At 70.3% G+C, this 26,682-nt stretch carries 21 protein-coding genes and 1 tRNA gene; 18 read left to right on the top strand and 4 right to left on the bottom strand.

Features of this window, described 5'->3' with window-relative positions; all coding sequences use genetic code 11:
- Positions 1-84: 84 nt before the first annotated feature.
- The 8 genes from AC1UKG_RS23875 (at position 85) to AC1UKG_RS23910 (ending at position 8,090) form a co-directional block, all read left to right on the top strand.
- The gene (locus AC1UKG_RS23875; protein WP_482642371.1) at positions 85-414 is read left to right on the top strand and encodes a hypothetical protein; all 330 of its coding nucleotides are present in this window, start codon (positions 85-87) and stop codon (positions 412-414) included.
- A complete protein-coding gene (locus tag AC1UKG_RS23880; protein ID WP_482642370.1) occupies positions 411-2,630 on the top strand; it encodes a P-loop NTPase family protein in 2,220 nt (739 codons plus the stop codon). The genes AC1UKG_RS23875 and AC1UKG_RS23880 overlap by 4 nt, the downstream gene beginning before the upstream one ends.
- 141 nt (positions 2,631-2,771) lie before the next feature.
- On the top strand, positions 2,772-3,020 hold the full coding sequence (locus AC1UKG_RS23885) for a hypothetical protein (protein WP_482642369.1): 249 nt from the start codon (positions 2,772-2,774) through the stop codon (positions 3,018-3,020).
- Positions 3,017-3,310 carry a hypothetical protein gene (locus AC1UKG_RS23890; protein WP_482642368.1) on the top strand — a complete coding sequence of 98 codons (294 nt, stop codon included), beginning with the start codon at positions 3,017-3,019 and terminating at the stop codon, positions 3,308-3,310. Before AC1UKG_RS23885 ends, AC1UKG_RS23890 begins: the two co-directional genes overlap by 4 nt.
- Positions 3,311-3,489: 179 nt before the next feature.
- On the top strand, positions 3,490-4,401 hold the full coding sequence (locus AC1UKG_RS23895) for a bifunctional DNA primase/polymerase (RefSeq protein ID WP_482642367.1): 912 nt from the start codon (positions 3,490-3,492) through the stop codon (positions 4,399-4,401).
- Positions 4,398-5,996: a DUF3987 domain-containing protein gene (locus tag AC1UKG_RS23900; protein ID WP_482642366.1), complete on the top strand. Its 1,599-nt coding sequence runs from the start codon at positions 4,398-4,400 to the stop codon at positions 5,994-5,996. Before AC1UKG_RS23895 ends, AC1UKG_RS23900 begins: the two co-directional genes overlap by 4 nt.
- 508 nt (positions 5,997-6,504) lie before the next feature.
- Positions 6,505-6,726: a helix-turn-helix transcriptional regulator gene (locus AC1UKG_RS23905; protein WP_482642365.1), complete on the top strand. Its 222-nt coding sequence runs from the start codon at positions 6,505-6,507 to the stop codon at positions 6,724-6,726.
- Positions 6,723-8,090 (top strand): tyrosine-type recombinase/integrase, encoded by a 1,368-nt coding sequence (locus AC1UKG_RS23910; RefSeq protein ID WP_482642364.1) that lies wholly within the window; start codon positions 6,723-6,725, stop codon positions 8,088-8,090. Before AC1UKG_RS23905 ends, AC1UKG_RS23910 begins: the two co-directional genes overlap by 4 nt.
- A 150-nt stretch (positions 8,091-8,240) precedes the next feature.
- On the opposite strand, the gene AC1UKG_RS23915 is transcribed toward AC1UKG_RS23910, so the two are convergent.
- From AC1UKG_RS23915 to AC1UKG_RS23930, 4 genes are all read right to left on the bottom strand, one after another.
- Positions 8,241-8,312 (bottom strand) — tRNA-Arg (locus AC1UKG_RS23915).
- A 95-nt stretch (positions 8,313-8,407) separates the two neighbouring features.
- On the bottom strand, positions 8,408-9,100 hold the full coding sequence (locus tag AC1UKG_RS23920) for a winged helix-turn-helix domain-containing protein (protein WP_033662927.1): 693 nt from the start codon (positions 9,098-9,100) through the stop codon (positions 8,408-8,410).
- 257 nt (positions 9,101-9,357) lie between these two features.
- The gene (locus AC1UKG_RS23925; protein ID WP_475889046.1) at positions 9,358-10,023 is read right to left on the bottom strand and encodes a DUF305 domain-containing protein; all 666 of its coding nucleotides are present in this window, start codon (positions 10,021-10,023) and stop codon (positions 9,358-9,360) included.
- 13 nt (positions 10,024-10,036) lie between these two features.
- A complete protein-coding gene (locus AC1UKG_RS23930) occupies positions 10,037-10,858 on the bottom strand; it encodes a DUF3105 domain-containing protein (protein ID WP_018745800.1) in 822 nt (273 codons plus the stop codon).
- Between the two features lie 100 nt (positions 10,859-10,958).
- On the opposite strand from AC1UKG_RS23930, the gene argS reads away from it, so the two are divergent.
- From argS to prfA, 10 genes are all read left to right on the top strand, one after another.
- Entirely contained in the window at positions 10,959-12,623 is a 1,665-nt protein-coding gene (gene argS / locus AC1UKG_RS23935) for an arginine--tRNA ligase (protein ID WP_018815072.1), read from the top strand.
- A 110-nt stretch (positions 12,624-12,733) separates the two neighbouring features.
- A complete protein-coding gene (lysA, locus tag AC1UKG_RS23940; protein ID WP_482642363.1) occupies positions 12,734-14,146 on the top strand; it encodes a diaminopimelate decarboxylase in 1,413 nt (470 codons plus the stop codon).
- A gap of 8 nt (positions 14,147-14,154) precedes the next feature.
- Positions 14,155-15,468, top strand: a complete 1,314-nt coding sequence (locus AC1UKG_RS23945; RefSeq protein WP_018815071.1) for a homoserine dehydrogenase — start codon at positions 14,155-14,157, stop codon at positions 15,466-15,468.
- 183 nt (positions 15,469-15,651) lie between these two features.
- Positions 15,652-16,701 (top strand): threonine synthase, encoded by a 1,050-nt coding sequence (thrC, locus tag AC1UKG_RS23950; protein ID WP_018745796.1) that lies wholly within the window; start codon positions 15,652-15,654, stop codon positions 16,699-16,701.
- A 122-nt stretch (positions 16,702-16,823) separates the two neighbouring features.
- On the top strand, positions 16,824-20,138 hold the full coding sequence (locus tag AC1UKG_RS23955; RefSeq protein ID WP_018815069.1) for an efflux RND transporter permease subunit: 3,315 nt from the start codon (positions 16,824-16,826) through the stop codon (positions 20,136-20,138).
- A 113-nt stretch (positions 20,139-20,251) separates the two neighbouring features.
- Positions 20,252-21,493 carry an MFS transporter gene (locus AC1UKG_RS23960; RefSeq protein WP_018745794.1) on the top strand — a complete coding sequence of 414 codons (1,242 nt, stop codon included), beginning with the start codon at positions 20,252-20,254 and terminating at the stop codon, positions 21,491-21,493.
- A gap of 89 nt (positions 21,494-21,582) precedes the next feature.
- Positions 21,583-22,527 (top strand): homoserine kinase, encoded by a 945-nt coding sequence (gene thrB / locus AC1UKG_RS23965; protein ID WP_482642362.1) that lies wholly within the window; start codon positions 21,583-21,585, stop codon positions 22,525-22,527.
- 293 nt (positions 22,528-22,820) lie between these two features.
- Positions 22,821-24,935 carry a transcription termination factor Rho gene (gene rho / locus AC1UKG_RS23970; protein ID WP_482642361.1) on the top strand — a complete coding sequence of 705 codons (2,115 nt, stop codon included), beginning with the start codon at positions 22,821-22,823 and terminating at the stop codon, positions 24,933-24,935.
- Between the two features lie 307 nt (positions 24,936-25,242).
- Entirely contained in the window at positions 25,243-25,467 is a 225-nt protein-coding gene (rpmE, locus tag AC1UKG_RS23975) for a 50S ribosomal protein L31 (RefSeq protein ID WP_018745791.1), read from the top strand.
- A 111-nt stretch (positions 25,468-25,578) separates the two neighbouring features.
- On the top strand, positions 25,579-26,667 hold the full coding sequence (gene prfA / locus AC1UKG_RS23980) for a peptide chain release factor 1 (RefSeq protein ID WP_018745790.1): 1,089 nt from the start codon (positions 25,579-25,581) through the stop codon (positions 26,665-26,667).
- Positions 26,668-26,682: the final 15 nt, after the last annotated feature.

Consider the following 26,682-nt stretch of genomic DNA (forward strand, 5'->3'; position numbering starts at 1 on the left):
CCCGGCGGCGCGGCCTCACGGCCTCGACAACCCGGCCGCGCCGCCGGCTCCCCATCCGGCTTCAACCGTCAGGAGAGACCTCTGATGTTGTCACCCTTGCGCGCACTGCGGCGAGCAGTGATCCGCTCGCGGCCCCGCCGCCGGCTCTGGCTCGGCACGCCGCTGCGAGCCACGATCGCCGCCGCCGCGTGCGGCGGCTACACCCTGCTCCTGCACTACAACCAGGGCGTCGAGCGGGTCGACCTGCCGCTCCGCATGGAGGAATACGACCGGCCCGACGAACGCGAGTTCACCGCCGTCGCCGCCGCCCTCGCCGCGCGCGGCCTGACCCGCACCACGTCGTGGCAGATCGACGCCTACGGCCGCCTCTGCGCCCCCATCGCTGCCATCCGCCCCGGGAAGGAGTCCCGATGACCGAGCCGAACACCGACCCCGGCGACCGTTTCGACTGGCAGGCCGCAGAGGCCGACATCACCGCCGGCCCCGACGCCGAGGTGGTCGACCTGGACGACGCTCGCGCCCGCCGGCTGCCCCGCCCGCGCCCGCCGGCCGAGGCCGACGACGACGGCGGCCCGGACGACGGCGAGGACGCCGAGAGCATCGACGACGGGCCGACACGCCTCGGCGGACCGGTCGACACGGCCGACGACATCCCGCCGGAGGCGTTAGCTCGGCAGGGTGAGCGCCGGCCGATCCTGGCCGAGTGGGCGCGGTCGTGGCGCGGCCTGTGTGCCGCCGTGCGGCACCAGGTGAAGGACGCCGGCTACGTGAGCGCCTACCACGGGGTGCGGTTGCCGAAGTACGCGGCGAAAACGGCCGTGTGGGCACCGGTCGGGCTGTTCCGCGGCGTCGGCCGCGCGCTGCACTGGGCCAGCGCCGAGGAAGGCAATTGGGACCTGCGGCAGGCCGCCGCGTCGCGTGGTGACGCCGACACCTGGCTCAAGCTCGACGCTCGCCGGCAGCGCCAGTCGGTGTGGCGTTGGTGGGTACTCGCCACGGGCGCCGGGGCGGTCGTCGCGGGTGGGATCGTGGTGGCGGTCATGCCGGCCGTGTGGCGGTGGGCTGCTCTCGCGGCGGTGGTGCCGCTGCTGGCCACGCTCGGACGGCCGGCGGACAAGCCGATCACCGACCGGGTGACCGAGGGCAATCGGTACCGCAAGCTCACCGCCGAGCTGGTGCGCCGGGCGCTCACGTCGCTGCAAATGCCGGCCATCAACTCGGCGGTTGCCAAGGACCCGAAGGCGATCAGCTTCCCGGTCGACATCCACCGCGACGGCCCCGGCCACCTGGCCGTAGTCGACCTGCCGTATGGGGTGGAGGCCGCCGAGGTGGTCGCCCGGCGGGGCAAGCTCGCCTCGGCGATGCGGCTGCCGCTGGATCAGGTGTGGCCCGAACCCGCGCCCGGTCACACCGGCCGCCTGGCGTTGTGGGTCGGGTATGAGCCGGCGTCGCAGATGACCCAGCCGCCGTGGCCGCTGCTGTCCGCCTCGGCGAAGGTGGACGTGTTCAAGGCGTTCCCGTTCGCCACCACCCCGCGCCTGGACACCGTCGCGGTTGACCTGATGTTCCGCAACTTCCTGTTCGGCGGTCAGCCCGGCAGCGGCAAGACGTTCGCGCTACGGGATCTGATCCTGGCCGCAGCCCTCGACCCCCGCACCGAGATCCGGGGCTACGAACTCAAGGGCGTCGGCGACTTCGCCGTGCTTGAGCCGGTCATGGCGGAGTACGGCAACGGCTTCGATGACGACACCCTCGCCCGCTGCTTCGCGTTCATCGAGTGGCTGTACGAAGAGTGCCGCCGCCGCTCCAAGCGCATCGAGCACTACGCCAGGTTGGGCAAGGCCCCGGAGAACAAAGTCACGCCGGAACTGGCGTCGCTCAAGGGGTCGGGGCTTCACCCGCTGGTGGCGTGGTTCGATGAGCTGCAAGAGCTGATGACCAGCAAGTACGGCAAGGACGCCGGGGAACTGCTGGAGAAGGTCATCAAGCTCGGTCGCGCGCTAGGCGTCATCATCATGATCGGCACGCAGATCCCCGACAAGGACAGCTTGCCGACCGGCATCACCCGCAACGTCAACAGCCGCTTCTGCCTGTCGGTGGCCGATCAGACGGCTAACGACATGATCCTCGGCACGTCGGCGTACAAGAACGGCTACCGCGCCACGGTGTTTCAGCCCGTCCTTGAGGCCGGGTGGGGCATCCTGCGCGGGTTCGGTCCGAAGGCGTCGGCGGTGCGATCGTTCTACGTCGACACCACCGCCGCCGCCCGCATCGTCGCCCGCGCCGTCGCTCTGCGCACCACCGCCGGCACGCTGCCCAAGCCGGACGAGCAGACCCGCGACATCGCCCCGGTAGCCGACGTGCTCGGCGACCTGGCGCGGGTGTGGCCGGGCGACGACAAGGCCGCGTGGAACGAGACGCTGTGCGGTCTGCTGGCCGAGCTGCGACCCGACACCTACGGCGGGTGGGAGGCCGCGCAGCTCACCACCGCGCTCAAGCCACACCCGGCCGTGAAGGTCGGCGACGTGGGCAAGCGCATCGACGGCAAGTCGACCACCCGGCGGGGCATCAAGCACGCCGATCTTCTCAAGGCCATTGCGGAGCGTGATCGCAAGCGGTCCGCCGGCTAGCCCGGCTGAGGGTGCTAGCGCTAGCGGCCCGCGCTGCTAGCGCTAGCACCCCCGCTAGCACCCCATCCGAATCATGAGCTGCCGTCTAGCAGATAGCAGCTCACGGCCTCACACACCCAAAAACCGGCCTGGGAGGCACTTGTGGATCCCCTGCTCACCGCCGCTATCGCCGTCGCCACACCATCCACCCTGGTCACGCTCGGTTACGCCGGGCTGTGCTGGGTCAAGCCGTTCACCACCTGCCGACGGTGCGCCGGCACCGGCCGCACCACCACCCGCATCCTGCGCCGCCCGCGTGCCTGCCGCCGCTGCGACCGAGGCCACCGCCTACGCACCGGACGGCGCGTCTTCAACTACTTTCACCGCCTACGCGCCGAGGCGACCCGATGAACCGCCGCGCCGCCGGCCACACCGACTGGTGCGGACGCGACCACCGATGCGGCCTCGGCGAACACCGCTCCGACGAAATCGTGGTCAACGCCGGCCACGCCCGCGCCGTCCTCGTGCGCGTGCGCACCGCCGCCGGCCGCGAGCACGCCGAGGTACGCGTCAGGGTCGCCCTCGCCCCCGGCGAACTGGCCGCCCGCCGCCAGTTGGTCGGGCTGCTCGGCGACATGCGGCAGGCCGTGACCCGCGCCGCCATCGCGGCCCGGCCCCGGCCGAGGCGGGCCGAGCGGTGACCGCCGGGCGGTGCGGCCACTGGATCGGCACCGCCGGCCGCTACTGCCACAAGGCCGAAGCCCTACGGCCCTACCTGCAAGGGCTGCGCTGCCCCGCCCATACGCCCTCGGCGGTGGCCGGGCGGCCCGAGCCCCCGTCGACACCACTGCACACCCCGACCCCACCGGAAGGGAGCACCATGCCTGACGCTGACCTGCTCGCCGCCGCGCTCGCGCACGCCGCACGCGGCTGGCACGTCTTCCCGCTACGCCCCGACGACAAGCGACCGGCGTTTCCCGACCACGCGGCCGACGACTGCACGGGCCGCGACCCGCGCTGCCGTGCCGCCGGCCGGCACCTCGGATGGGAACCCCGCGCCACCACCGACCCCGACCGAATCCGCCGAGCGTGGTCGCACCGCCCCTACGGCGTCGGCATCGCCTGCGGCCCGTCCCGGCTCGTGGTGGTCGACCTCGACACCCCGAAGAACGGCGCGCCGAGCGGGCGTGACGGCTTGGCCGTGCTCGCCGAGCTGGCCGCCGCGCACGCCGCCGGCATCGACGCCACGTACACCGTCACCACCGGGCGAGGCGGCACGCACCTCTACTACTGGCACCCCGACGACGGGCCGGCGCTGCGCAACACCGCCGGCACCCTCGGCCCGATGGTCGACACCCGCGCGCACGGCGGCTACGTCGTCGCCGCCGGCTCGACGGTCGCCGGCCGCCCCTACGTCGTCGACCTGGACACCGACCCGGCCCCACTGCCCGCGTGGCTGGCCGGGCTGCTCGCCCCGGCCCAGTTGCCGCCGCAGCGTCCGGTGGTGGTGGAGCTGCCCACCGACCGCACTGGGGCGTACGTACGGGCCGCGCTCGGCCGGGAGGCCGAGCGGGTGACCACCGCGCCGGACGGAGAGCGCAATCGGTCGCTCTACATCGCCGCCGTGGCCCTCGGCCAACTCGCGGCCGGTGGGGCGCTCGCCGAGGACGACGCCCGAGCAGTGCTGGAACAAGCCGCAGCGCGCGCCGGGCTGGGCCACGTCGAGACGGCACGCACCATCCGATCCGGGCTAGCCGCTGGCTCCCACCGTCCCCGAAAGGTGGCCGCATGACCGCCGCCCGCCTGCACCTCGTCACCGACCCGACCGACACCACCGGGCAGCAATCCGCGGGCGGCCCGCTGTGGGATGTTCCAGTGCCCTTGACCGGCCCGAACACCGCGCCGCCGCCGTTCCCGGCCGACGTGTTCCCCCGCTGGCTCGGCGACATGGTGACCGGCGTCGCCCGGTTCACCCAGACCGACCCGGCCATGGCCGGCACGCTCGCCGTGGCGGTGCTGTCCGCATGTGCGGGTGGCCGCCTGGAGGTGGAGCCGGTCGCCGGGTGGCGGGAGCCGGTGAACGTGTTCGCCGCCGTCATCGCCGGCCCCGGCGAACGCAAGAGCCCGGTTCACCGCGCGATGACCGCGCCGCTGTTCGCGGCACAGTCGACGCTCGCCGAGGCGATGCGCCCGAGGATCGCCGAGGCCGCCGCGCTGCGCGACATCGCCGACCGGCAGGCCGAGCAAGCCAAGACCCAGGCAGCCAAGGCCACCGACCCGCACAAGCGCGATGAGGCATCCGCCGAGGCGGTAGCCGCCGCCATCGCGGCCGAGGCGATCACCGTGCCGGCCCTGCCGAAACTGATCGTGGACGACGCCACCCCGGAAGCGTTGATCGGCCTTATGGCTGCCAACGGCGGGCGTATGGCGATCATCAGCGATGAGGGCGGCATCTTCGACACCCTCGCCGGGCGCTACTCCGGTGCCCCGAACCTTGATCCCTACTTGAAGGGGCACGCGGGACAGCCGATGAGCAACGAGCGGCAGACCCGCGAGGGTGCCTCGGTCGAGAAGCCCGCGCTGACCGTGTGCGTGATGGCGCAACCGACCGTGCTGCGCAAGTTCGGGGGCAATGCCGACCTCGCCGGCCGAGGGCTACCGGCCCGGTTCCTGTTCGCCCTGCCCCGGTCGCTGGCCGGGTATCGGGCGGTCGACACCGAGCCGGTGCCCGAGCAGGTGACCGCCGGCTACGCCCACCGCGTGCACGACCTGGCCGCCACCCTCGCCGAATGGACCGACCCGGCGGTGGTCACCCTCACCGACGACGCCGGCCGCGTCCGGCGGGCCGCCGCCGAGCAGGTCGAGACCGAGCTACGGCCCGGCGGCAGCCTCTACGACATGCGCGAGTGGGGCAACAAGCTGTCCGGCGCAACGCTGCGCCTCGCCGGGCTACTGCACGTTGCACACCACCCCGCCGACGCCTGGCGCCGCCCGATCGAGGCCGACCGCATGGCCGACGCCGTGCGGCTGGCGGAGTTCTTCGCCGCGCACTACCGGGCCGCGCTCACCGCTATCGGCAGCGACGCCGCGATCGAGAACGCCCGCTACGTGCTCGGCGTGCTCACCAGCAAGGGCATGACCACGTTCACCCGCCGGGAACTGCACCGCCGCGTCTCTCGCCGCCTACCCAAGTCCGAAGAGGTGTCGGCGGTGCTCGCCGAGCTGGCCGCCCTCGGATGGGTCCGCCACGGGCCGGACGGCCGGTACGAACTGCACCCCCGCGCCGTGGCGGAGGTACCCGGAAGCGTTGACACGTTGACAACGCCCCCGGACGGCGACGTTTCCGCAGCTCAGGACGCCCGCGAGGGTGTCAACGGGGGGCGCTGACAGCCGTTGACAGGCGTTGACAACCCGCCGCCGGCCCGCCCGGTGTCAACGGGTGTCAACGCCTGTCAACGGAGGGCGTTGACACCCCGACACCCGCTCTCACCTGCGAAAACGCCCGCGTGTTGGCCGATTGTCAACGTGTCAACGCTTCCCGGCCCCTCGCCGGCCACTGGGCGGTCCGCCGGCACCCCGAAAACGGCCCGCTGAGAGCCACGGAGACGGGTCGGCCCTATGCCTTACCCCGACCTACGCCGGATCTTGCGTCTACGGCGCTCTCAGCGGGCCGTTCTATGCCGTTCTGTGGCGATGCCTCCCTATCCCTCCACAAGTGACCCCCGCCGACCAAAAGGCCCTCACCGTGCGAATCAGACTGCACGGCAACCCCGCTGAAACAGCCGCAGCGCTCGCCCCCGTCGCCCGAGTGCTGCGAATCCGCACCGCCGCCCGGCCGATCCCCGATGTTCCAGCGCATCTACCTCGACGCCACCCCGAGGGAGGACACCCGCCCATGACCACCCCGGCCCGCCGTGAAAAGGCGGTACCCCGCCCGAATCGCCACCTCACCATTGCCGACGTCTGCGACGACCTCGGAATCAGCCGGTCAACCTTCTACGACTGGCGAGCAAAGCGAAAGGGTCCGCCGGCCCGCAAGCTGCCGAACGGCGAAATCCGAATCGAACGCCGCGACTACGAATCCTGGCTTGAATCGCTCTATGAGGAGGCCGCTTGAACACCACCTACGACGTGCGTATCTGGTCAATCGAAACGTACGAAGGGAAGAACGGCCGCACCTATCGTGTCCGCTGGCGAGTCGCCGAGCGTCCGCAGAAGAGGGTGTTTAAGACAAAGGCTCTAGCGGAAAGCTTCCGCTCGGAACTCGTCACCGCGTCTCGCAAGGGTGAGGCGTTCGATATCGAAACCGGCTGTCCAGTTTCAGCCCGCCGCGATACGGCCGTCGTGTCTTGGTATGACTTGGCATGTGAGTTCGCCGACATGAAATGGCCCCATGTGGCCGCTACGACTAGGCGCACCCACGCCGAGGCCCTGACCGCGCTTACCGTGCTCATGCTGACCAACGCCAAAGGCCGCCCGGACGGCAAGCTACTCCGCTACGCGCTGGGCCGCTGGGCCTTCAACACCCCGCGTCGCATGGGCAACGACATGCCCGAGCAGGTGCGGACCACGCTCGATTGGGCGAAGCGGCACACCCGCAACGTAGCTAGCCTCAGCCGTGCCGAAGTGCTACGCCCGGTCCTGGACGGCCTTACCGTTCGACTCGACGGAGCGCCGGCCGCACCGAGCGTCATTAGCCGCCGCCGAAAGATTCTCAATACCGCGATTGAATACGCGGTAGAAAAGCGGCTACTGCCGGCCAACCCGCTACCGCAGTTGAAATGGAAGCCCCCGAAAACCGTCACCACGATCGACCGGCGATCGGTAGCGAACCCGGTGCAGGTGCGGACCCTGCTGGAAGGCGTGCGGCATCAGGGGCGTATCGGGCCGCGCATGGTCGCGTTCTACGCGTGTCTGTACTACGCGGCATTGCGACCGGAGGAAGCCGTGCGGCTTGCAAAGTCGAACCTGCATTTACCCGAAAAAGGGTGGGGAGAATTCACGCTTGACGGAGCGGACCCGCACGCGGGCCGCGAATGGACCGACAGCGGAAAGAACCGGGACAGCCGCCAACTCAAACAGCGAGCACGGGGAGAGACGCGAACGGTTCCATGCCCACCCGAACTAACCGCAATCATCAACGCCCACATCGAACAGTTCGGCTACGGACCGAATGACCGCCTGTTCGTGGGAGAGCGCAACAAGGAGGAATTACCGAAAGGCACGATAAACCGCGTGTGGCGATGGGCGCGGGCCGCCGTGTTCACGCCCGAGGCGCACGCCTCGCTCCTGGCACGAACCCCGTACGACCTGCGGCACGCCGCCGTGTCGACCTGGCTCAACGGGGGAGTGCCGCCGACCCAGGTAGCAGAGTGGGCCGGACAGTCGGTAGAGGTGCTGCTGAGGATCTACGCCAAGTGCCTAGACGGCGGTGACGCGGCTCTGCGGCAGCGCATCGAGAGAGCGCTAGGCCACGACTGACCCGCGCCGGAACTTTGGCACGTATTTGGCACAGACACCCGCCACGGGCCGCTGACGGCCGGACACAGCCGGACACACGATGAAGGCCCCTGACCGGGTTATGCCTGGTCAGGGGCCTTTTCGTGCTGGTCAAAGCTTCCTTAGCAAGTGTGCCCCCGGCAGGATTCGAACCTGCGCCCCCGCCTCCGGAGGGCGGTGCTCTATCCCCTGAGCTACGGGGGCTCAGCGACCGGAGAAGAGTAGCAAACCCTTCCCCTGATCACCGAATCGGTACGCACGGATGCGCTCCAACCGCCCGTACCCGGCCGGGTCTGTGGTCACGCGGCGACGGCGCGACCGCAGCTGGGCAGCGGGTGTAGCGCGATGCGGCGGGGTAGCCGACGTGGCCACTCATTGCGGGGCCATGAGCCGTCCACGATCAGGTGGACGGTGCGTTGCTCCGCCCCGCTGAGTCGGAGTACGAAGTCGCGGGGGAGTGGGGGGTCCACCGATGGCGTAGTGATCATGAATTGGACGCGCCCCCGAGACGAGACCGCGGAGATGATGTCCGCCGCGGGCATCGTGCCGCGGAGCCGGATCCGGCCGATCCAGTGCACGTCGGCCAGGTGCTCCTGAGCGGCCCGGATGATCGCTGGGTACTCGGTGCGTACCCAACGCTCCACCGCGCCGACGCAGAGCCCGCAGGCGCGCTCGCGTGGCTCCCGGGGGCCGAGTCCCCATGCCCGCAGGTATGCCCCGACGGCGCCGGGGTCGAGCGGCAACCCGAACCGGTTCTGGATGATGGTGTGCAGGCCCTGTCGTGTCCAGAGCCCCTCCTCCAAGCCGAACGCGTCGGGGTAGCTGCCCCGCAAGGTGTCGATCAGCTCGAGTTCCTGTTCGCGGCTAAGCGCTCCTGGCTCGCTCTGCCGCACTCCGCGACGGACGGCCGCCACCGCCCCGTCACCGCCGATTGTGTGGCGCCGGCACCAGCTGGTGACGGAACGCCGTGCGTCTCTCAGTGCAACACCCACGTCTTACGCAACGAGCACGAATCGCAACTGGTCACGATATGTGCGGAGAAACTTCTCTTTGAGATGTATTCGCCCGGAGTGTCATCAACTGCCCGAATCGGACTTATCGCCTCGACTGGGTGGGTCGGTCCTGCTGTCGGACCGTTGGGTGGAAGCGAACCCGGTGGGCGCGAGGCCGCCGAATGCGCCTCTGACCAAGACAAACGACCCGCACCACCCGGTGGTGGCGCGGGTCGTGGGACGGCCCAGCCGCCTGATCAGCCCTTGATGCGCTCGAGTGCGTTGCGCAGGTTGGTCAGATCTGTCTGCTGGGTGTTCTTCATCGTCTGCGCGGTCTCGACCACATCCTTCTCGTCGCTCTGGTCGAGCAGCGCATCAACCATGTGGATGCCACCGATGTGATGCGTGATCATGAGCTCGAGGAAGAGGACATCCAACTCCGTGCCCCGGGCCTCCCGAAGCTGGGTCATCTGCTCCGCGGTGGCCATCCCCGGCATCAGCCCGTCGCGGATCATCTCGGTGCCGTCCGGCAGCCACGCCATCCGGGGCTCCGAGCCGGTCGGATCCAGCTCCCATGATCGCAGCCAGCCCTGCATGATGCCGATGTCACCCTGCTGGCCAAGAGCGATGTCGTTACCGATCGTCTGGACCTCCCGGTCCGTGCCGTGCTTGAAGGCGATCAACCCCATCTCCACCGCCTGGGCGTGGTGGGTGGTCATGTCCCGCGCGAAGCCCGCCTCGGCGGAGGTATCCCCCGGCCGATTGAGGTCGGGGGTGAGTAGGCCGCCCGCGTAGCCGAGCAGGAGGCCGATCACGATGGCGATCGCCACTACCGCCGTGCCGAACTGGGCAGCGGGGCGACGGGCGCTGTCGACGGGCGGAGCCCCGTCGGGCTTGTCTTCGAGGGTCGTGCGGGCGGACATCCCGGCTCCTTAACTACTGTGGCATCTGCGGGCCGAGGTCCCGCGGCGTGGTGCCGACGGCGGTGACGCCCTGGGCGCAGAGGGCGGTGGGGCCCTCGATGGAGGCGTTGACCCTCAGCGTCTTAATGAAATCGTCGATCCGGCCGTCATCGGCGTTGTTGACCTTGAGCTGGTAGCCCCAGGCCTGGAGCGAGATCGGCTGGTCCAGGCCTTCGTACGGGCTGAGGAAGAGCTTCTCGTTGCCGCGTACCCGCTCGGCCAGCTTCTCGACCTGGCCGGCGGCGAGGTCCGGCTGGTAAGTGATCCACACCGCGCCGTGCTCCAGGCTGTGCACGGCGTGCTCGTTGGCGATCGGGGCGTCGTAGATGTCGCCCATGCAGTTCTGCCAGGCGTCGTTGTGCGGGCCGGCGACCGGGGGCAGGACGGAGTACTCGATCGAGCCCTGCTGGTGGTTGCCGCCCGCGACCAGCTCCGGGTCCTGCTCGCGGAAGTTGACGAGGTCGGCGATCTCGTTCGCCCGCTCGTCCCACGGCTTGGAGCCCTGGAATGTTGCCCAGCCGCCGTAGCCGACGATCGCGACAGCGAGCACGCCGACGGCGACGAAGAGGGCGATCGGCCCCCAGTTGCGCTCCTGGCTTACCTTGACCGGGGTAATCGGCTTGCGTGACTTCTTGCCGCCGCGCGGGCTGCCCGCTGGTTTGCCGGACCCCGGTCTGCCTCCCGCTGGCTTGCCGGAACCGGGCTTGCCGCTGGCCGGCCTGCCCCCGGCTGACTTCTTCGTGGTGCTGGCGACGGTCGGGTGGCGCTCCGGGCCGCCCGGGGTGCTGATGCTCATCGTGCCTCGTCAGGTCGGTCGGTCGGGGGATCTGGCGGGCCGGGGTCACATGCTGGGTCGCCGCCGCGGGGACTGAGTCTACCCCCGATAGCATGGTTCGGTGACTCCCGCAGAACTCGCCGAGGTCGTCCTCACCGCAGCCCACGCCGTTTTCACCGAGCGGGGCCTGGACCGCTCCACGCTTCCGGAGCAGACCGCGGTGGAGCGACCCCGCAACGTCGAGCACGGGGACTACGCCTCGACGCTGGCCCTGCAACTCAGCAAGAAGGTGGGGGTCCCGCCTCGGGAGCTCGCCGCTGCGCTGGCCGAGCAGCTCGGCCAGGCCGTGGGGGTCAAGTCGGTGGAGATCGCCGGCCCGGGCTTCCTGAACATCCGCCTCGACGCGGCCGCCGCGGGCCAACTGGCCCAGGTGATCGTTGAGACCGGCGCGGAGTACGGCCGTAGTGGCCGGCTCGCCGGTCAGTCGATCAACCTCGAGTTCGTGTCGGCCAATCCGACCGGCCCGGTGCACATCGGTGGCGTCCGGTGGGCGGCAGTCGGTGACGCGTTGAGCCGGTTGCTGCGCGCCACCGGGGCTGCGGTCGCCACCGAGTACTACTTCAACGATGCCGGTTCGCAGATCGACCGGTTCGCCCGCTCCCTGCTGGCCGCGGCGAAGGGGGAGCCGCCACCGGAGGACGGGTACGCCGGCGCGTACCTCGCGGAGATCGCGCAGCAGGTCCAGTCCCGGCGGCCGGACGTGCTGGCGCTCGACGACGCCGCCGCCCAGGAGGTGTTCCGGGTCGAGGGCGTCGAGCTGATGTTCGCTGAGATCAAGTCGTCGTTGCGTGACTTCGGCGTGGTGTTCGACACCTATTTCAACGAGAAGGACCTGCACGACCGGGGTGAGTTGGAGCTCGCCCTGCAGCGGCTACGGCAGCAGGGCCACATCTTCGAAGCCGATGGCGCCACCTGGCTGCGCACCACCGACTTCGGCGACGACAAGGACCGGGTGCTGCGCAAGTCCGACGGCGAGTGGACGTACTTCGCCGCGGACTGCGCCTACTACCTGGACAAGCGGGAGCGCGGCTTCGAGCGGGTCGTGCTGATGCTCGGCGCGGATCACCACGGCTACCTGGGTCGGATGAGGGCGATGGTCGCCTGCTTCGGCGACGACCCGAGCCGCAACCTGGAGATCCTGATCGGGCAGATGGTCAACCTGGTCCGCGATGGGGCCCCGGTGCGGATGAGTAAGCGGGCCGGCACGGTGGTGAGCCTGGAGGACCTGGTTGACGCGGTCGGTGTGGACGCCGCCCGGTACGCGCTGGCGCGCTACTCCACCGACTCCCCGATCGACATCGACATCGAGCTGTGGACCCGGGCCAGCCGCGACAACCCGGTCTACTACGTGCAGTACGTGGCGGCGCGTACGGCGAATGTCGGGCGCAATGCCGCGGAGGTCGGATTGGCCCGGGGCGGCTCGGCGGACTTCCACCCCGAGCTGCTCGACCACGACAAGGAAAACGAGCTGTTGAAGGCGCTGGCCGAGTTCCCCGCTGTGGTGGCCACCGCCGCCGAGCTGCGGGAGCCGCACCGGATCGCTCGGTACCTGGAGGATCTGGCCGGGGCGTACCACCGCTTCTATGACAACTGCCGGGTGCTGCCGCGGGGCGATGAGGAGATCACCGACCTGCACCGCGCCCGGCTCTGGCTCAACGACGCCACCCGGGTGGTCATCGCCAACGGCCTGCGGCTGCTCGGTGTCACGGCCCCGGAACGGATGTGACATGCGAGCGCGAGGAGTGAGCTTGCGAGCCCCGCAGTCGGGAAGCGGAGACCAGTAGTGCGAGCGCGAGGAGTGAGCTTGCGAGCCCCGCAGTCGGGAAGCGGTAAGTAATGCGAGCACATGAGGCCGGTGCCCTGCACGGGGAGATCGGCAGCCAGGGGGCGGCGTGGCTACGTGCCCCGCGGGACGTGAACGCCCTGATACCCGCGCTGTGGCCGCGTAGCGTCAGCCGGGCGGCGGATGGCGCGCTCGCTGTCGCGGGCTGTTCGGTGCGGGATCTCGCGGCCGAGTTCGGCACCGCGGTGTACCTCCTGGACGAGGAGGACCTGCGAAGCCGCTGTCGAGATTTCCGGGCCGCCTTCCCGACCGAGGATGTCTACTACGCCGGTAAGGCGTTCCTCTGCCGGGCGGTCGTCCGAATGGTCGCCGAGGAGGGCCTGCACCTGGATGTGTGCAGCGGTGGCGAGTTGGCTACCGCGCTGGCGGCCGGGATGCCGCCGGAGCGGATCGGCTTCCACGGCAACAACAAGTCGACCGCCGAGCTGAGCCGGGCGTTGGAGGCGGGGGTAGGGCGGATTATCGTCGACTCATCCCACGAGATCGACCGGCTCACCGCGTTGGCCCGCGAGCGGGGCGTCCGCCCGCGTGTGCTGGTGCGGGTCACTGTCGGCGTGGAGGCGCACACCCACGAGTTCATCGCCACCGCGCACGAGGACCAAAAGTTCGGCTTCTCGCTGGCGGATGGCGCGGCGATCGCCGCCGTGCTGCGCATCCTCGACGAGGACGTGCTGGAGCTGCGCGGTCTGCACTCGCACATCGGTTCGCAGATCTTCGATGCGAGCGGTTTCGAGGTCTCCGCCCGCCGGGTGCTGGCGCTCCAGGCGCAGATCCGCGACGCGCGGGGGGTGCAGTTACCGGAGCTGGATCTGGGCGGCGGTTTCGGCATCGCGTACACCTCGCAGGACGACCCGGCCACGCCGGCCGACCTGGCGAAGCGGCTGCGCAAGATTGTTGACGGGGAGTGTGCCGCCGAGCGGCTGACGGTGCCGCACCTGTCGATCGAGCCGGGCCGGGCGATCGTCGGCCCGGCCATGTTCACGCTCTACGAGGTGGGCACGGTCAAGTCGGTGCCGGTCGGCGCCGGTGGTGACGCGGCCGACGCGCGTCGTTGTTATGTGAGTGTGGACGGCGGCATGAGCGACAACATCCGAACCGCGCTCTACGACGCGTCGTACTCGGCGACCCTGGCGTCTCGGGCGAGCGTTGCCGAGCCGGTGCTTGCCCGCGTTGTGGGAAAGCACTGTGAGTCCGGGGACATCGTGGTGAAGGATGAATTCCTGCCCGCCGACGTGCAGCCTGGAGATCTTGTCGCCGTGCCCGGCACGGGTGCGTACTGCCGAAGCATGGCCAGCAACTACAACCACGTGCCGCGCCCCCCGGTGGTCGCGGTGCGCGACGGCCGGGCTCGCCTGATCGTCCGCCGGGAGACCGAAGAGGACCTGCTCGCTTTGGATGTGGGATGACATCACCTGTGCGCGTGGCGCTGCTCGGCTGTGGCACGGTCGGCAGCGAGGTGGTTCGGCTGCTGCACTCGCAGTCCGCCGATCTCGCCGCCCGGATCGGTGCCCCGCTGGAGATCGCCGGCATCGCCGTCCGCCGGATCGGCCGGGACCGGGGTGAGCTGCCGGTCGATCCGGCCGTCTTCACCTCTGACCCGCTCGACCTGGTCAAACGGGACGACATCGACGTGGTGGTCGAGTGTGTCGGCGGTATCGAACCGGCCCGGAGCTGGCTGGTGGAGGCGCTGCGGACGGGTAAGAGCGTGGTAACGGCGAACAAGGCGCTGCTCGCCGAGGACGGCGGGGCGCTGCACGACGCGGCGGCGCAGGGCGGGGGCGACCTCTACTACGAGGCGGCCGTGGCCGGTGCGATCCCGCTGCTGCGCCCGCTGCGGGAGTCGCTGCACGGGGACCGGGTAACCCAGGTGACCGGCATCGTGAACGGCACCACCAACTTCATCCTCTCTGCCATGGACAGCACTGGTGCCGGCTTCGCCGAGGCGTTGGCCGAGGCGACTGATCTCGGGTACGCCGAGGCTGATCCGACGGCCGACGTGGAGGGGTTCGACGCGGCGGCCAAGGCGGCGATCCTCGCCTCACTGGCGTTCCACACCCGGGTCGGCGCGGCGGATGTGCATCGGGAGGGCATCACCGAGGTGACCGCTGCCGATGTCGCCAGCGCCAAGGCGATGGGCTGCACCATCAAGCTGCTCTGCATCGCGGCGCGGGGCACCGCCGCGGATGGTCGGGAGACCGTCAGCGTGCGGGTCCATCCGGCGATGATTCCGCTCGCCCATCCCCTCGCCAGCGTGGGTGACGCCTTCAACGCGGTGTTCGTGGAGGCCGAGGCGGCGGGGCAGTTGATGTTCTACGGGCCGGGCGCGGGCGGGGCGCCGACCGCCAGCGCGGTGCTCGGCGACGTGGTGGCCGTCTCCCGTAACCGGCTCGCCGGGGTCCGGGCGGCCAGTGAGTCCGCCTACGCCGATCTGCCGGTGCGGCCGATGGGGGAGGCGCTCACCCGCTACCACATCAGCCTCGACGTGACCGACCGTCCCGGGGTGTTGGCGGCGGTGGCCGGAGTGTTCGCGCAGCACGAGGTTTCGATCGCCACCGTTCGGCAGGGCGCTGCGGGCAGCGGCGTGGCCGGCCGGGACGAGGACGCCGACCTGGTGATCGTCACCCATGTCGCGCCGGACGCCGCGCTCGCCGCGACGGTCCAGGCGTTGCGGGGGCTGGACGCGGTCCGGTCAGTAGCCAGCGTGCTGCGGGTCGAGGGCAGCGCATAGCTCAGGCCGGGTTCAACCAGGCCCGGTCCGGCGTGCTCCGGATCGCGTCTCGCCTGGTGGGTCGCGGGCCGGGTGCGCTGTAGTCCGATTGGCCGGCTGGTCCAGGCTGGACCCCGGCGGATTGGGCCCGGGCCAGGCGGCGGAGGCCGGAGAGTCGGGGCCAGGAGAGGCGGAGGAGACGATATGTGGCGGGGTCTTATCGACGCGTACCGAGATCGGCTGCCGGTCACGGCGACCACCCCGGTCGTCACCCTGCACGAGGGGAACACCCCGCTGCTGCCGGCGCCGGTGCTGTCGGCGCGGACCGGGTGCGAGGTCTTTCTGAAGGTTGAGGGCGCTAACCCGACCGGTTCCTTCAAGGACCGGGGGATGACTGTCGCGGTCTCCAGAGCAGTCGAGGCCGGAAACAAGGTGATCATCTGCGCCTCGACCGGCAACACCAGCGCCTCGGCCGCAGCCTATGCGGCGCGCGCCGGCCTGATCTGCGCGGTGCTGGTGCCACAGGGCAAGATCGCGTTGGGCAAGCTCGCCCAGGCGTTGGTGCACGGCGCCCGCCTGCTCCAGGTCAGCGGCAATTTCGACGACTGCCTCTCGTTGGCGGCCAAGCTCGCCCAGGACTATCCGGTCGCCCTGGTGAACTCGGTGAACACCGATCGTCTGCACGGCCAGAAGACCGCCGCGTTCGAGATTGTCGAGGCCCTCGGCGCGGCACCGGATATCCACTGCATGCCGGTCGGTAACGCGGGAAACATCTCCGCCTACTGGCTCGGCTACTCGGAGGAACAGGCGGCCGGAAACATCACCCGGGCACCGAAACTCTACGGTTTCCAGGCCGCTGGCGCCGCGCCGATCGTAACCGGCCAGGCGGTGCGAGAACCAGCCACGATCGCCACCGCGATCCGGATCGGCAATCCGGCGAGCTGGTCGAGAGCGTTGGACGCCCGGGACGCATCGGGGGGCCTGATCGCCGCAGTCACCGACCGGGAGATCCTGACCGCGTACCGGCTGCTCGCTCGCGATGTCGGGGTCTTCGTCGAGTTGGGCAGCGCCGCGAGCGTCGCGGGACTGCTCCAGCAGGCCGCCGCGGGTACGGTGCCGGCGGGTTCGACGGTTGTTTGCACGGTTACCGGGCATGGTCTGAAGGATCCCGAGTGGGCGATCTCGACCGCCCCCGCGCCGGAGACCATCGCCAATGACCCCTTGGCCGCGGCCCGTTCTCTTGATCTGGCCTGAGCGCCGGGACAGGTCTCCCCCGCCACGCCGACGAGTCAACCCCGGCGCACCGGCGTGGAAACAGTACGGGACACTCGACTCACCCGTACCCAAGTCTCCCGTTTCAGGAGTGAGCCCAGCTGATGTCGCTGCTCGCCAGATTCAGTCTCGCCAATAGAGGGCTGATAGCCCTTGTCGCGGTGGTCACCACGGTGTTCGGAGCGTTCGCCGTACCGTCGCTGAAGCAGCAACTCCTCCCGTCGCTGGAGTTCCCGGCCGCCTTCATCGTGGCGCCCTATCCGGGTGCCGGTCCGGAGGCGGTCGAGTCGCAGGTCACCGAGCCGATCGAGAACAGCCTGCAGGGCATCGCCGGACTGGAGAAGATCACCTCAACCTCGCGTGAGGGAGCGGCGACCATCCAGGTCGAGTACGAGTTCGGCACCGATGTGGACGACGCGGTCAACCAGATGCAGGCCGCGCTCAACCGGATCGCCGGACTGCCAGAGGGGGTCGACCCTCAGGTCATCGCCGGTGGCACGGATGACCTCCCAGCGGTGGTGCTCGCCGCCTCCGGTGGCGACGATCAGCGGGTGCTCGGTGAGCAGTTGCGCGGCACGGTCCTGCCGGAGCTGGCCGCGATCGAGGGCGTCCGTACGGTCGATCTGACGGGCACCCGGGACGAGGTACTGGTCATCACCCCAGATGTGGCGAAACTCACCGCCGCGGGGATTCAGCCCAGTGCTTTCGGCGGGGCGTTGCGGGCCAATGGCGTGGCCATCCCGGCCGGCGCGGTCGCCGATGGCGAGCAGACGCTTCCGGTGCAGGTCGGCACCCCGCTGGGCACCCTTGACGAACTACGTGACGTCATCCTCAAGGTGGCGCCGGCGGCCCCGGTACGCCTCGGCGACGTGGCGACGGTTGAGGAGCAGCTCACGCCGGTCACCGCGATCACGCGTACCAACGGCCAGGAGAGCCTGGGTATCGCCGTGACCGCGACCCCGGACGGGAACGCGGTGGAGATCTCCCAGGAGATCCGGGAGCGGCTGGCGGAGCTGCGCGCCGCCTCGGGCGCGGAGTTGACCGTCGTCTTCGACCAGGCTCCCTTCGTCGAGAAGTCGATCAAAGGCCTCGCCACCAAGGGCCTGATCGGCCTCGTGATGGCCGCGTTGGTGATCCTGGTCTTCCTCCTCTCGGTGCGCTCCACCGTTGTTACCGCGGTCTCCATCCCGTTGTCGGTGCTGGTAGCGCTCATCGCGCTCTGGATCGGTGACTACTCGCTCAACCTGCTCACCCTCGGCGCGTTGACCATCGCGGTCGGGCGCGTCGTCGACGACTCGATCGTGGTGCTGGAGAACATCAAACGACATCTCGAGTACGGTGAGTCCAAGCAGGACGCCATCCGGACCGCGGTCCGCGAGGTCGCCGGGGCGGTGACCGCCTCCACCCTCACCACGGTCGCCGTCTTCGCCCCGATCGCGCTGGTCGGTGGATTTATCGGGCAGCTCTTCGCGCCGTTCGCGATCACCGTGACGGTGGCGTTGCTCGCCTCGCTGCTGGTGTCGCTGACTCTCATTCCGGTGCTGGCGTACTGGTTCCTCCAGCCGGCCGGTCAGCCGGCGGACGAGGCGGCGGTGCGCCGGGCGGCGGAGCAGAAGGAGCTGCGTAACCCGCTGCAGCGCGCGTACCTGCCGGTCATCGGTTTCGCCACCCGGGAACGGTCCACCCGGTGGATCACCCTCGGCCTCGGTGTCCTGGTCCTCTTCGGCACGTTCGGCCTGTCTCGCCAGCTGGAGACGAACTTCCTCGACGACTCCGGCCAGGACACGATGACCATCACCCAGGAACTACCGGCGGGCACCGGCCTGGCCGGCACGGACGCGGCCGCGCAGCGGGTCGAGGAGGTGCTGGCCGACACCGAGGGCATCGAGACCTATCAGGTGACGGCCGGGGCGGGGGGTAACCCGTGGGCCGGTGCCGGCGGCAACAACATGGCGACCTGGTCACTCACCCTGGTGGACACTGACGCCGAGCAGATGCGGGCCACTCTGCGGGAGAAGTTCGACGAGTTCGGCGCCGAGGCGGGAGAGTTCCGGTTCGGGGCCGGGCAGGGCGGCGCTGCCGCGAACCAGCTTGAGGTGATCGTTCAGGCCACCGATTCGGCGACCCGGACCCAGGCGATCGACGAGGCGTCGGCGGCGATGGCTGGGCTGCCCGGCGTTGAAGACGTGACCACCAGCGTGGCCACCCAGATCGGGCAGGTCGCGGTCACGGTCGATCGGGCTAAGGCCGCGGCGGTCGGGCTCACCGAGGCGACGGTCGGGCAGTTGGTCGCGCAGGCATTCCGGGGCGCTCCGCTGGGGCAGTTGACGATCGAGGGCCAGCAGCGGGACGTGGTGCTGCGAACCGCCCCGCCTCCGCTGTCGACCGAGCAGCTACGGGCGCTGCCGGTCGGCGCGGTCACGCTGGGCGCCATCGCTGAGGTCAGTGAGGTTCTCGGCCCCCAGCAGATCACTCGGATCGACGGTGAGCGCAGCGTCTCGGTGACCGGCACGGCCACCGGCTCCGACCTCGGTGCGACCAGCCAGGAGCTGCAGGAGCGGCTGGACGCGATCGACGTCCCCGGCGCCACCTTCGTCATCGGCGGGGTCAGCGCGGACCAGGAGGAGGCCTTCGCTGATCTGGGTCTGGCGGTGCTCGCCGCGATCGCGATCGTCTTCCTGATCATGGTTGTGACGTTCCGTAGCCTGTCTCAGGCGCTGATCCTGCTGGTCTCTGTGCCGTTCGCGGCGACCGGCGCAATCGGGCTGCTGCTGGCTACCGGTACCCCACTGGGCGTGCCGGCGTTGATCGGTGTTCTCATGCTGGTCGGCATCGTGGTGACGAACGCGATCGTCCTGCTCGACCTGGTCAACCAGTACCGGGCGCAGGGCCTGGGGGCCCGGGAGGCGGTTGTGGAGGGCGGCCGGCGCCGGCTGCGCCCGATTCTGATGACCGCGGTCGCGACCATCTTCGCGCTGTTGCCGATGGCCCTTGGCCTCACCGGCGAGGGCGGATTCATCTCGGAGCCGCTGGCGATCGTGGTGATTGGTGGTCTGCTCAGCTCGACGTTGCTCACCCTGGTGCTGGTTCCGACCCTGTACGTCATGGTCGAGCACGCCAAGGAGTCGATCCGGGACTGGCGGGCCGGTCGGCGGGGGACGCCGGCCGTGGCCGAGACCTCGGTCGCCACGTCCACCTCGGCCGAGCCGGCGGCCAGCGGGCCCGGTGCGGCCTCTGCCGCGGCCACCGAGCCCGGTGCGGCCGAGCCTGCGGGTCCGGGCGCCACCACCACCGCCACCGCCACCGGGAAGGCGTCCGACCAACCGACGCCCCCGCCGGCGCTGGTGGAGGGAACTGACCAGTTCGAGGTGTTGCGACTGCCCAGGAGTCGTACCTCGCCGCTTCCACCGACGGAGTAGGACCCGGGCCCGCGGACGTCCTCGACGGCTGGTCGAGGGCGTCCGCGCCGTTTCCGGACCCGGCTGTCCGCACGACGACCCAAGGTCGGCATCGCGGTGGATAGGGTTCGGTGATGCCGTCCGTCCTCTCGGTCCTGCGTCGTAACCAGAACTTCCGCAAACTGCTCTTGGCCGAGCTGATGGTCTTCGGGGTCGACTGGTTCGTCATGGTGCCGTTGCTGGTGCTCCTGCCGGCGTTGACCGGCAGCGGCGTGTGGGGTGCGCTGCTGCTGGCCATGGAGACCGGCATCGTGGCGCTGCTGCTGCCGTACGCCGGGGCGGTGGCGGACCGGTTCGACCGTCGCCGGATCATGATCGGGGCCAACATCGCCGCGCTGGTCGGCGTCCTGCTGCTCCTCGGCGTACGCGATGCCGGCACCGCCTGGCTGGCGTTGGTCGGGATCGGGGTGGTGGCGGTAGCCAAGGCGTTCTACTCGCCGGCTGCGCAGGCCGCCCTGCCGAACGTGCTGGACCGGGACGAGTTGGCAGCGGGTAATGCGGTCGCGGGTTCGGCGTGGGGCACGATGACGATTGTCGGGGCGTCGCTGGGCGGGGTGCTGAGCAGCGCCACCGGACCGTACGTCGCCTTCTGGGTAGCCGCCGGTGGCTTGGTCCTGGCAGCGGTCCTGGCCGGGCTGATCCGTCGGCCCCTGCAGGCTCCCCGCGAGCGGGACCGGCCGGTACAGCCCACGTGGGCAGCTGTCCGGGAGGCGCTTGGCTACATCGGCCACCGGCCCCGGGTGCTGGCGTTGGTGACGGTGAAGTCGGCGGTCGGTCTCGGCAACGGTGTGTTGACGGTCTTTCCCCTGTTGGCAGTGACCTATGGGGTCGGCCCGATCGGCGCCGGTCTGCTCTTCGCGGTACGTGGGGCGGGGGCCCTGGTCGGTCCGATCCTGATGCGACGGGTTCTGGGTAACCGCGCCTGGCTGCTGCCGGGCCTGGCCCTGTCGATGTCGCTGTATGGGCTGGCCTATCTGGGCACCTCGGCGGTGAACTGGTTCCCGCTGGTGCTCGTGTTGGTCTTTGTGGCGCACTTCGCCGGGGGTAGTAACTGGGTCATGTCCAACTACGCCCTCCAGGGCGAGGTCCCGGACCGGTTACGGGGGCGGGTCTTCGCCACCGACATGATGCTGGCGACCCTCGCCATCTCGGTGAGCCAGTTGGTGGTGGCATCGGTGATCGACGTGGTGGACGAACGGGTGGTGCTGGCCGGTGGCGGTCTGGTCACCCTGGTCTACGCGATCGGCTGGCGGGTGGCGACCCGCCGCCTCTCGCTGACCGGACCGGCCGCCGAGTCGGAGTCCGCGCTGCGCTGACCTGCCGGGGGCACCCCGCCCGCTATCTCACCGGCAGTCGGACGGGGGCGGTGGTTCGCAACATCGGTGCGCGGTCCTAGCATGAGCGCGTGTCCACCAACTTCATGCCCGGCCCCGTTCGGGTGCGAGTCGCTGCCACGAGCGCCAATCTGGGGCCCGGTTTCGACGCCGTCGGGCTCGCCCTCGGACTCTATGACGATGTCTGCGCCGAGGTTACCGATGGCGGTGTCACGGTGCAGGTGGTCGGCGAGGGCGCCGGTGACCTACCGAGCGACGAGCGGCACCTCGTGGTGGGCGCGATGCGGGCCACCTTCGCCGAGTGTGGCGGCCAACCGGCGGGGCTGGCGGTGGAGTGCGTCAACCGGATCCCCCAGGCGCGTGGCCTCGGTTCGTCCTCGGCGGCGATCGTAGCCGGGGTGCTGTTGGCCCGCGCGTTGGTGCTCGACGGGCAGCAGCGGCTGGACGACGCAGCCGTGCTCCGTCTCGCGGCCCGGCTCGAGGGCCACCCGGACAACGTGGCGCCCTGCCTGCTGGGTGGGTTCACCGTCGCGTGGACCGAGCCGGAGGGCGCCCGTGCGGTGTCGCTTCCGGTCGCCACCGAGGTTCGGCCGACGGTGTTCGTGCCGACGAAGCGGGGGCTCACGGCTGCCGCCCGGGCCGCCCTGCCGGCTACCGTGCCGCACCAGGATGCGGCGCACAACGCTGGCCGGGCCGCACTGCTGGTCCATGCGCTCAGCGTCGCGCCGGAGCTGTTGCTGCCGGCCACGGTTGACCGGTTGCACCAGGACTATCGGGCCGAGAGCATGCCGGCGACGGCCGCGCTGGTTGCCGAGCTACGCGCGGCGGATGTGCCAGCGGTGGTGTCTGGGGCCGGCCCGACCGTGTTGGCGCTGCGCGATCCCCCGGCCGGCCTGGTAGCGGGGCCGGACTGGCAGGTTTGGTCTTTGCCGGTAGAGGTGCACGGCGCCCGGATCGGGCGGGGTAGACTGGGACACGCGGAGCGGGATCCTGTTGCCGCAGGTCGGAAGAGTTGATTACGCTCTAGACTTAGCACAGCCGCGAAGCACGCGATTTTCCTGCGGGTCGGCGCACCCCCGAAGCTATCGGCGGTCTGCCCGTCACCCCTGCCTAGACACGCCGCACCGCAGTGCGCACCGGTCGCGGCAGACGGCGAGCCTGTCCTCATCACCTCGGTGAGTCGGGAAGGCGACCGGCTGCTGTGTCACCATCTCCCGCGACGCGTCAATGCGAGGCGGGTGCACCGAGGCCGCCCGGCCACCTGTATGTCGATCCCGGGCAGTCCCGGCCTATCGAGGGAAGGATTCCATTGAGCGACACCACCGACGTGACGTCGGATGTTTCCAACGTCGCTGGCGATGCCACGACCGCTGCTCCCACCCGTCGTCGGCGTAGCGGCACAGGCCTGTCGGCGATGCTGCTGCCGGAGCTTCAGAGCCTGGCCGCGTCGCTCGGCATCTCGGGCACGGCTCGCATGCGCAAGGGTGAGCTGATCAGCGCCATCACCGAGCGCCAGAGTGGCGGGGCAGCCACCGGAACCCCTCGACCGCGGGCCGAGGTTGCGGCTGCTGCGGCCCCCGCCCGGGGGGAGGTTCACGCGGAGGTTCGGGAGTCGGGTGAGCGGCCGGAGACCGAGTCGCGTCCCGCCGAGCCGTCTACAACCACGCCGACCACGGCGACCACCGGCCGCGCCCGTGGCCGACGTGGCCGGGCGGTCAGCGAGGCCGGTGAGGCCCGCGCCGAGACGCGACCGGAGGGGGCCGAGGCCGGCGAACGCCGGGAGCGGGGTGAGGGCCGCGGTGCCCGGGACCGCGCTGAGCGTGCCGAGCGGGGCGAGCGTGCCGAGCGGGGCGAGCGTGCCGAGCGGGGCGAGCGTGCCGAGCGTGCCGAGCGTGCCGAGCGGGGCGACCGTGCCGAGCGTGCCGAGCGGGGCGACCGTGCCGAGCGGGGCGAGCGGGGCGAGCGTGCCGAGCGGGGCGACCGTGCCGAGCGGGGCGAGCGTGCCGAGCGGGGCGAGCGTGCCGAGCGGAGCGACCGTGCCGAGCGGAGCGACCGGAACGACCGGGCTGAGCGGGGCGACCGGAACGACCGTGCGGAGCGGGCCGAGCGTGGTGACCGTGCGGAGCGGAACGACCGGGGCGACCGGAACGAGCGGGGCCAGCGTGACAACGACGGCGAGGAGGAGAACGAGGGCGGCGGTCGGCGTGGCCGGCGCAGCCGTTTCCGGGACCGTCGGCGCGGCCGTGGCGACCGGGACGGCGATGGCGGCCGGGAGCCCCAGGTTACCGAGGACGACGTCCTTGTCCCGGTGGCCGGCATCATCGATGTGCTCGACAATTACGCTTTCGTCCGGACTACCGGCTATCTGGCCGGGCCGAACGATGTTTACGTCTCTATGTCCCAGATCAAGCGGTACGGTCTGCGGCGCGGTGACGCGATCACTGGCGCCGTCCGTGCGACGCGGGAGGGCGAGCAGCGGCGGGACAAGTACAACCCGCTGGTCCGGCTGGACACCATCAACGGGATGGAGCCGGAGGAGGCGAAGCGCCGGCCGGAGTTCTATCGCCTGACCCCGCTCTACCCGCAGGAGCGACTGCGGTTGGAGAGCGAGCCGCACATCCTCACCACTCGGGTGATCGACCTGGTGATGCCGATCGGCAAGGGGCAGCGGGCACTCATCGTTTCGCCGCCCAAGGCCGGTAAGACGATGGTGTTGCAGGCGATCGCTAATGCGATCACCCATAACAATCCGGAGTGCCACCTGATGGTGGTGTTGGTGGACGAGCGCCCAGAAGAGGTCACCGACATGCAGCGGTCGGTGAAGGGTGAGGTCGTCGCGGCCACCTTCGACCGCCCGCCGCAGGACCACACCACCGTCGCCGAGTTGGCGATCGAGCGGGCGAAGCGGCTGGTCGAGTTGGGCCACGACGTGGTCGTGCTGCTGGACTCGGTGACGCGGCTCGGCCGGTCGTACAACCTGGCCGCGCCGGCCAGCGGCCGGATCATGTCGGGTGGTATCGACTCCACCGCGCTGTACCCGCCCAAGCGGTTCCTCGGTGCGGCCCGCAACATCGAGAACGGCGGTTCGCTGACCATCCTCGCCACCGCGCTGGTGGAGACCGGTTCGACAGCGGACACGGTCATTTTCGAGGAGTTCAAGGGCACCGGCAACGCGGAGTTGAAGCTGGACCGGAAGATCGCCGACAAGCGGACCTTCCCGGCTATCGACATCCACCCGTCCGGCACGCGTAAGGAGGAGATCCTGCTTGCGCCGGAGGAGCTGGCCATTGTCCACAAGCTCCGGAAGGTGCTGCACGCGCTGGACTCGCAGGCCGCGCTGGACCTGCTGCTGGACCGGCTCAAGCAGTCGCGGACCAACATCGAGTTCCTGATGCAGATTGCGAAGTCGACGCCGGGGGAGTGAGCCCCCAGCTCGGCCCGGGGCACGGCCGCGTCTTGTCGTGCCCCGGCGCCGGGTAACTCGGCACACCGCGGCGGACCGTCCCCGCGCCGGAAACGGAGCCGCCGGGGGCGAATGCTCGGCGGCGGATCGGGGAATGCGGTGGTACGGGCCGACGTTTGCGCTGGCAGTGCCGCGGTATGGCCCGCCTGCCGCGCCAACCCACCCCCGTGGCAGACTGGTTAGTCGGCCACCGGTTCCGGTTCACGCCCAATCCGTTGCACACGCGGCTGGGCGACCCGGCGACCACCAACGAGAGGACCGAGGCGACATGAAGCCCAACGCCCACCCGGAGTACTCGACCACGGAGGTCGTCTGCTCCTGTGGTAACACCTTCACCACCCGCAGCACCGCCAAGGGCGGTTCCATCCACGTAGAGACGTGCAGCGCCTGCCACCCGTTCTACACCGGTAAGCAGCGCGTTCTGGACACTGCCGGCCGGGTGGCCAAGTTCCAGCAGAAGTACGCCAAGGTTCAGGCCAAGAAGGGCAAGTAACGCCCCACTCGGCGCCCGTGTCCGGTTTCCTGTCCGGGCGCGGGCGCCGTCCGTATTCCGCCCCGCTTCGGGGCAAGCCGCCCAGCGCCGTTGTCGAAGGAGTAGCTGTCCATGAGTAGCGAGCGTCTGGCCACCCTTCTGGACGAGTACGCGGAGTTGGAAGAGCGGCTGGCCGACCCGGCGATTCACGCCGACCAGAACCTGGCTCGCCGAGTCGGTCGCCGGTACGCGGAGCTGGCACCGCTGCACAAGGCCGCCACGGAGCTGGCGCAGGCCCGAGCCGACCTGTCGGCAGCGAAGGAGCTGGCGGCCGAGGACCCTGCCTTCGCCGCCGAGGCTGAGGCGATCGCGGTGACCCTGCCGGCGCTGGAGGAGTGCCTCGCTGAGTTGTTGATCCCGCGGGACCCGCACGACGCCAAGGACGTCATCGTCGAGATCAAGGCGGGGGAGGGGGGCGAGGAGTCGGCGCTCTTCGCCGGTGATCTGCTGCGGATGTACACCCGGTACGCCGAGCGCTGTGGCTGGCTGGTCGAGGTGATCGATGCGCAGGATTCCGACCTGGGCGGGGTGAAGGACGTCTCGCTGGCCATCAAGAGCAAGGGAGTGCCGGAAGGCGGCAACGGGGTGTGGTCCCGACTCAAGTGGGAGGGCGGTGTGCACCGCGTGCAGCGGGTGCCGGTCACCGAGTCGCAGGGACGCATCCACACCAGCGCGGCCGGCGTGCTGATGCTGCCGGAGGCCGAGGAGATCGATGTGACGATCGATCCGAACGAGCTTCGGATCGATGTGTTCCGGTCGTCCGGTCCCGGTGGTCAGTCGGTGAACACCACCGATTCCGCGGTCCGGATCACCCACCTGCCGACCGGCATCGTCGTCTCCTGCCAGAACGAGAAGTCCCAGCTACAGAACCGCGAGCAGGCGATGCGGATCCTGCGGGCCCGACTCTTGGCGGTGGCGCAGGAGCAGGCCGACGCCGCCGCCTCCGACGCGCGTAAGGCGCAGGTACGGACGGTGGACCGTTCGGAGCGGATCCGCACCTACAACTTTCCGCAGAACCGGATCACCGACCACCGAATCGGGTACACGGCGTACAACCTGGACCTGGCCCTCGCCGGCGAGTTGGACGGCGTGCTGGTGGCGCTCGCTGAGGCCGACCGGGCAGCCCGGTTGGCGGGCAACACGGATCTGGGCCGCCGCTGACACCCCGGCTCGCCC

It is taken from the genome of Salinispora sp. CH2A1_6 (assembly GCF_056820975.1).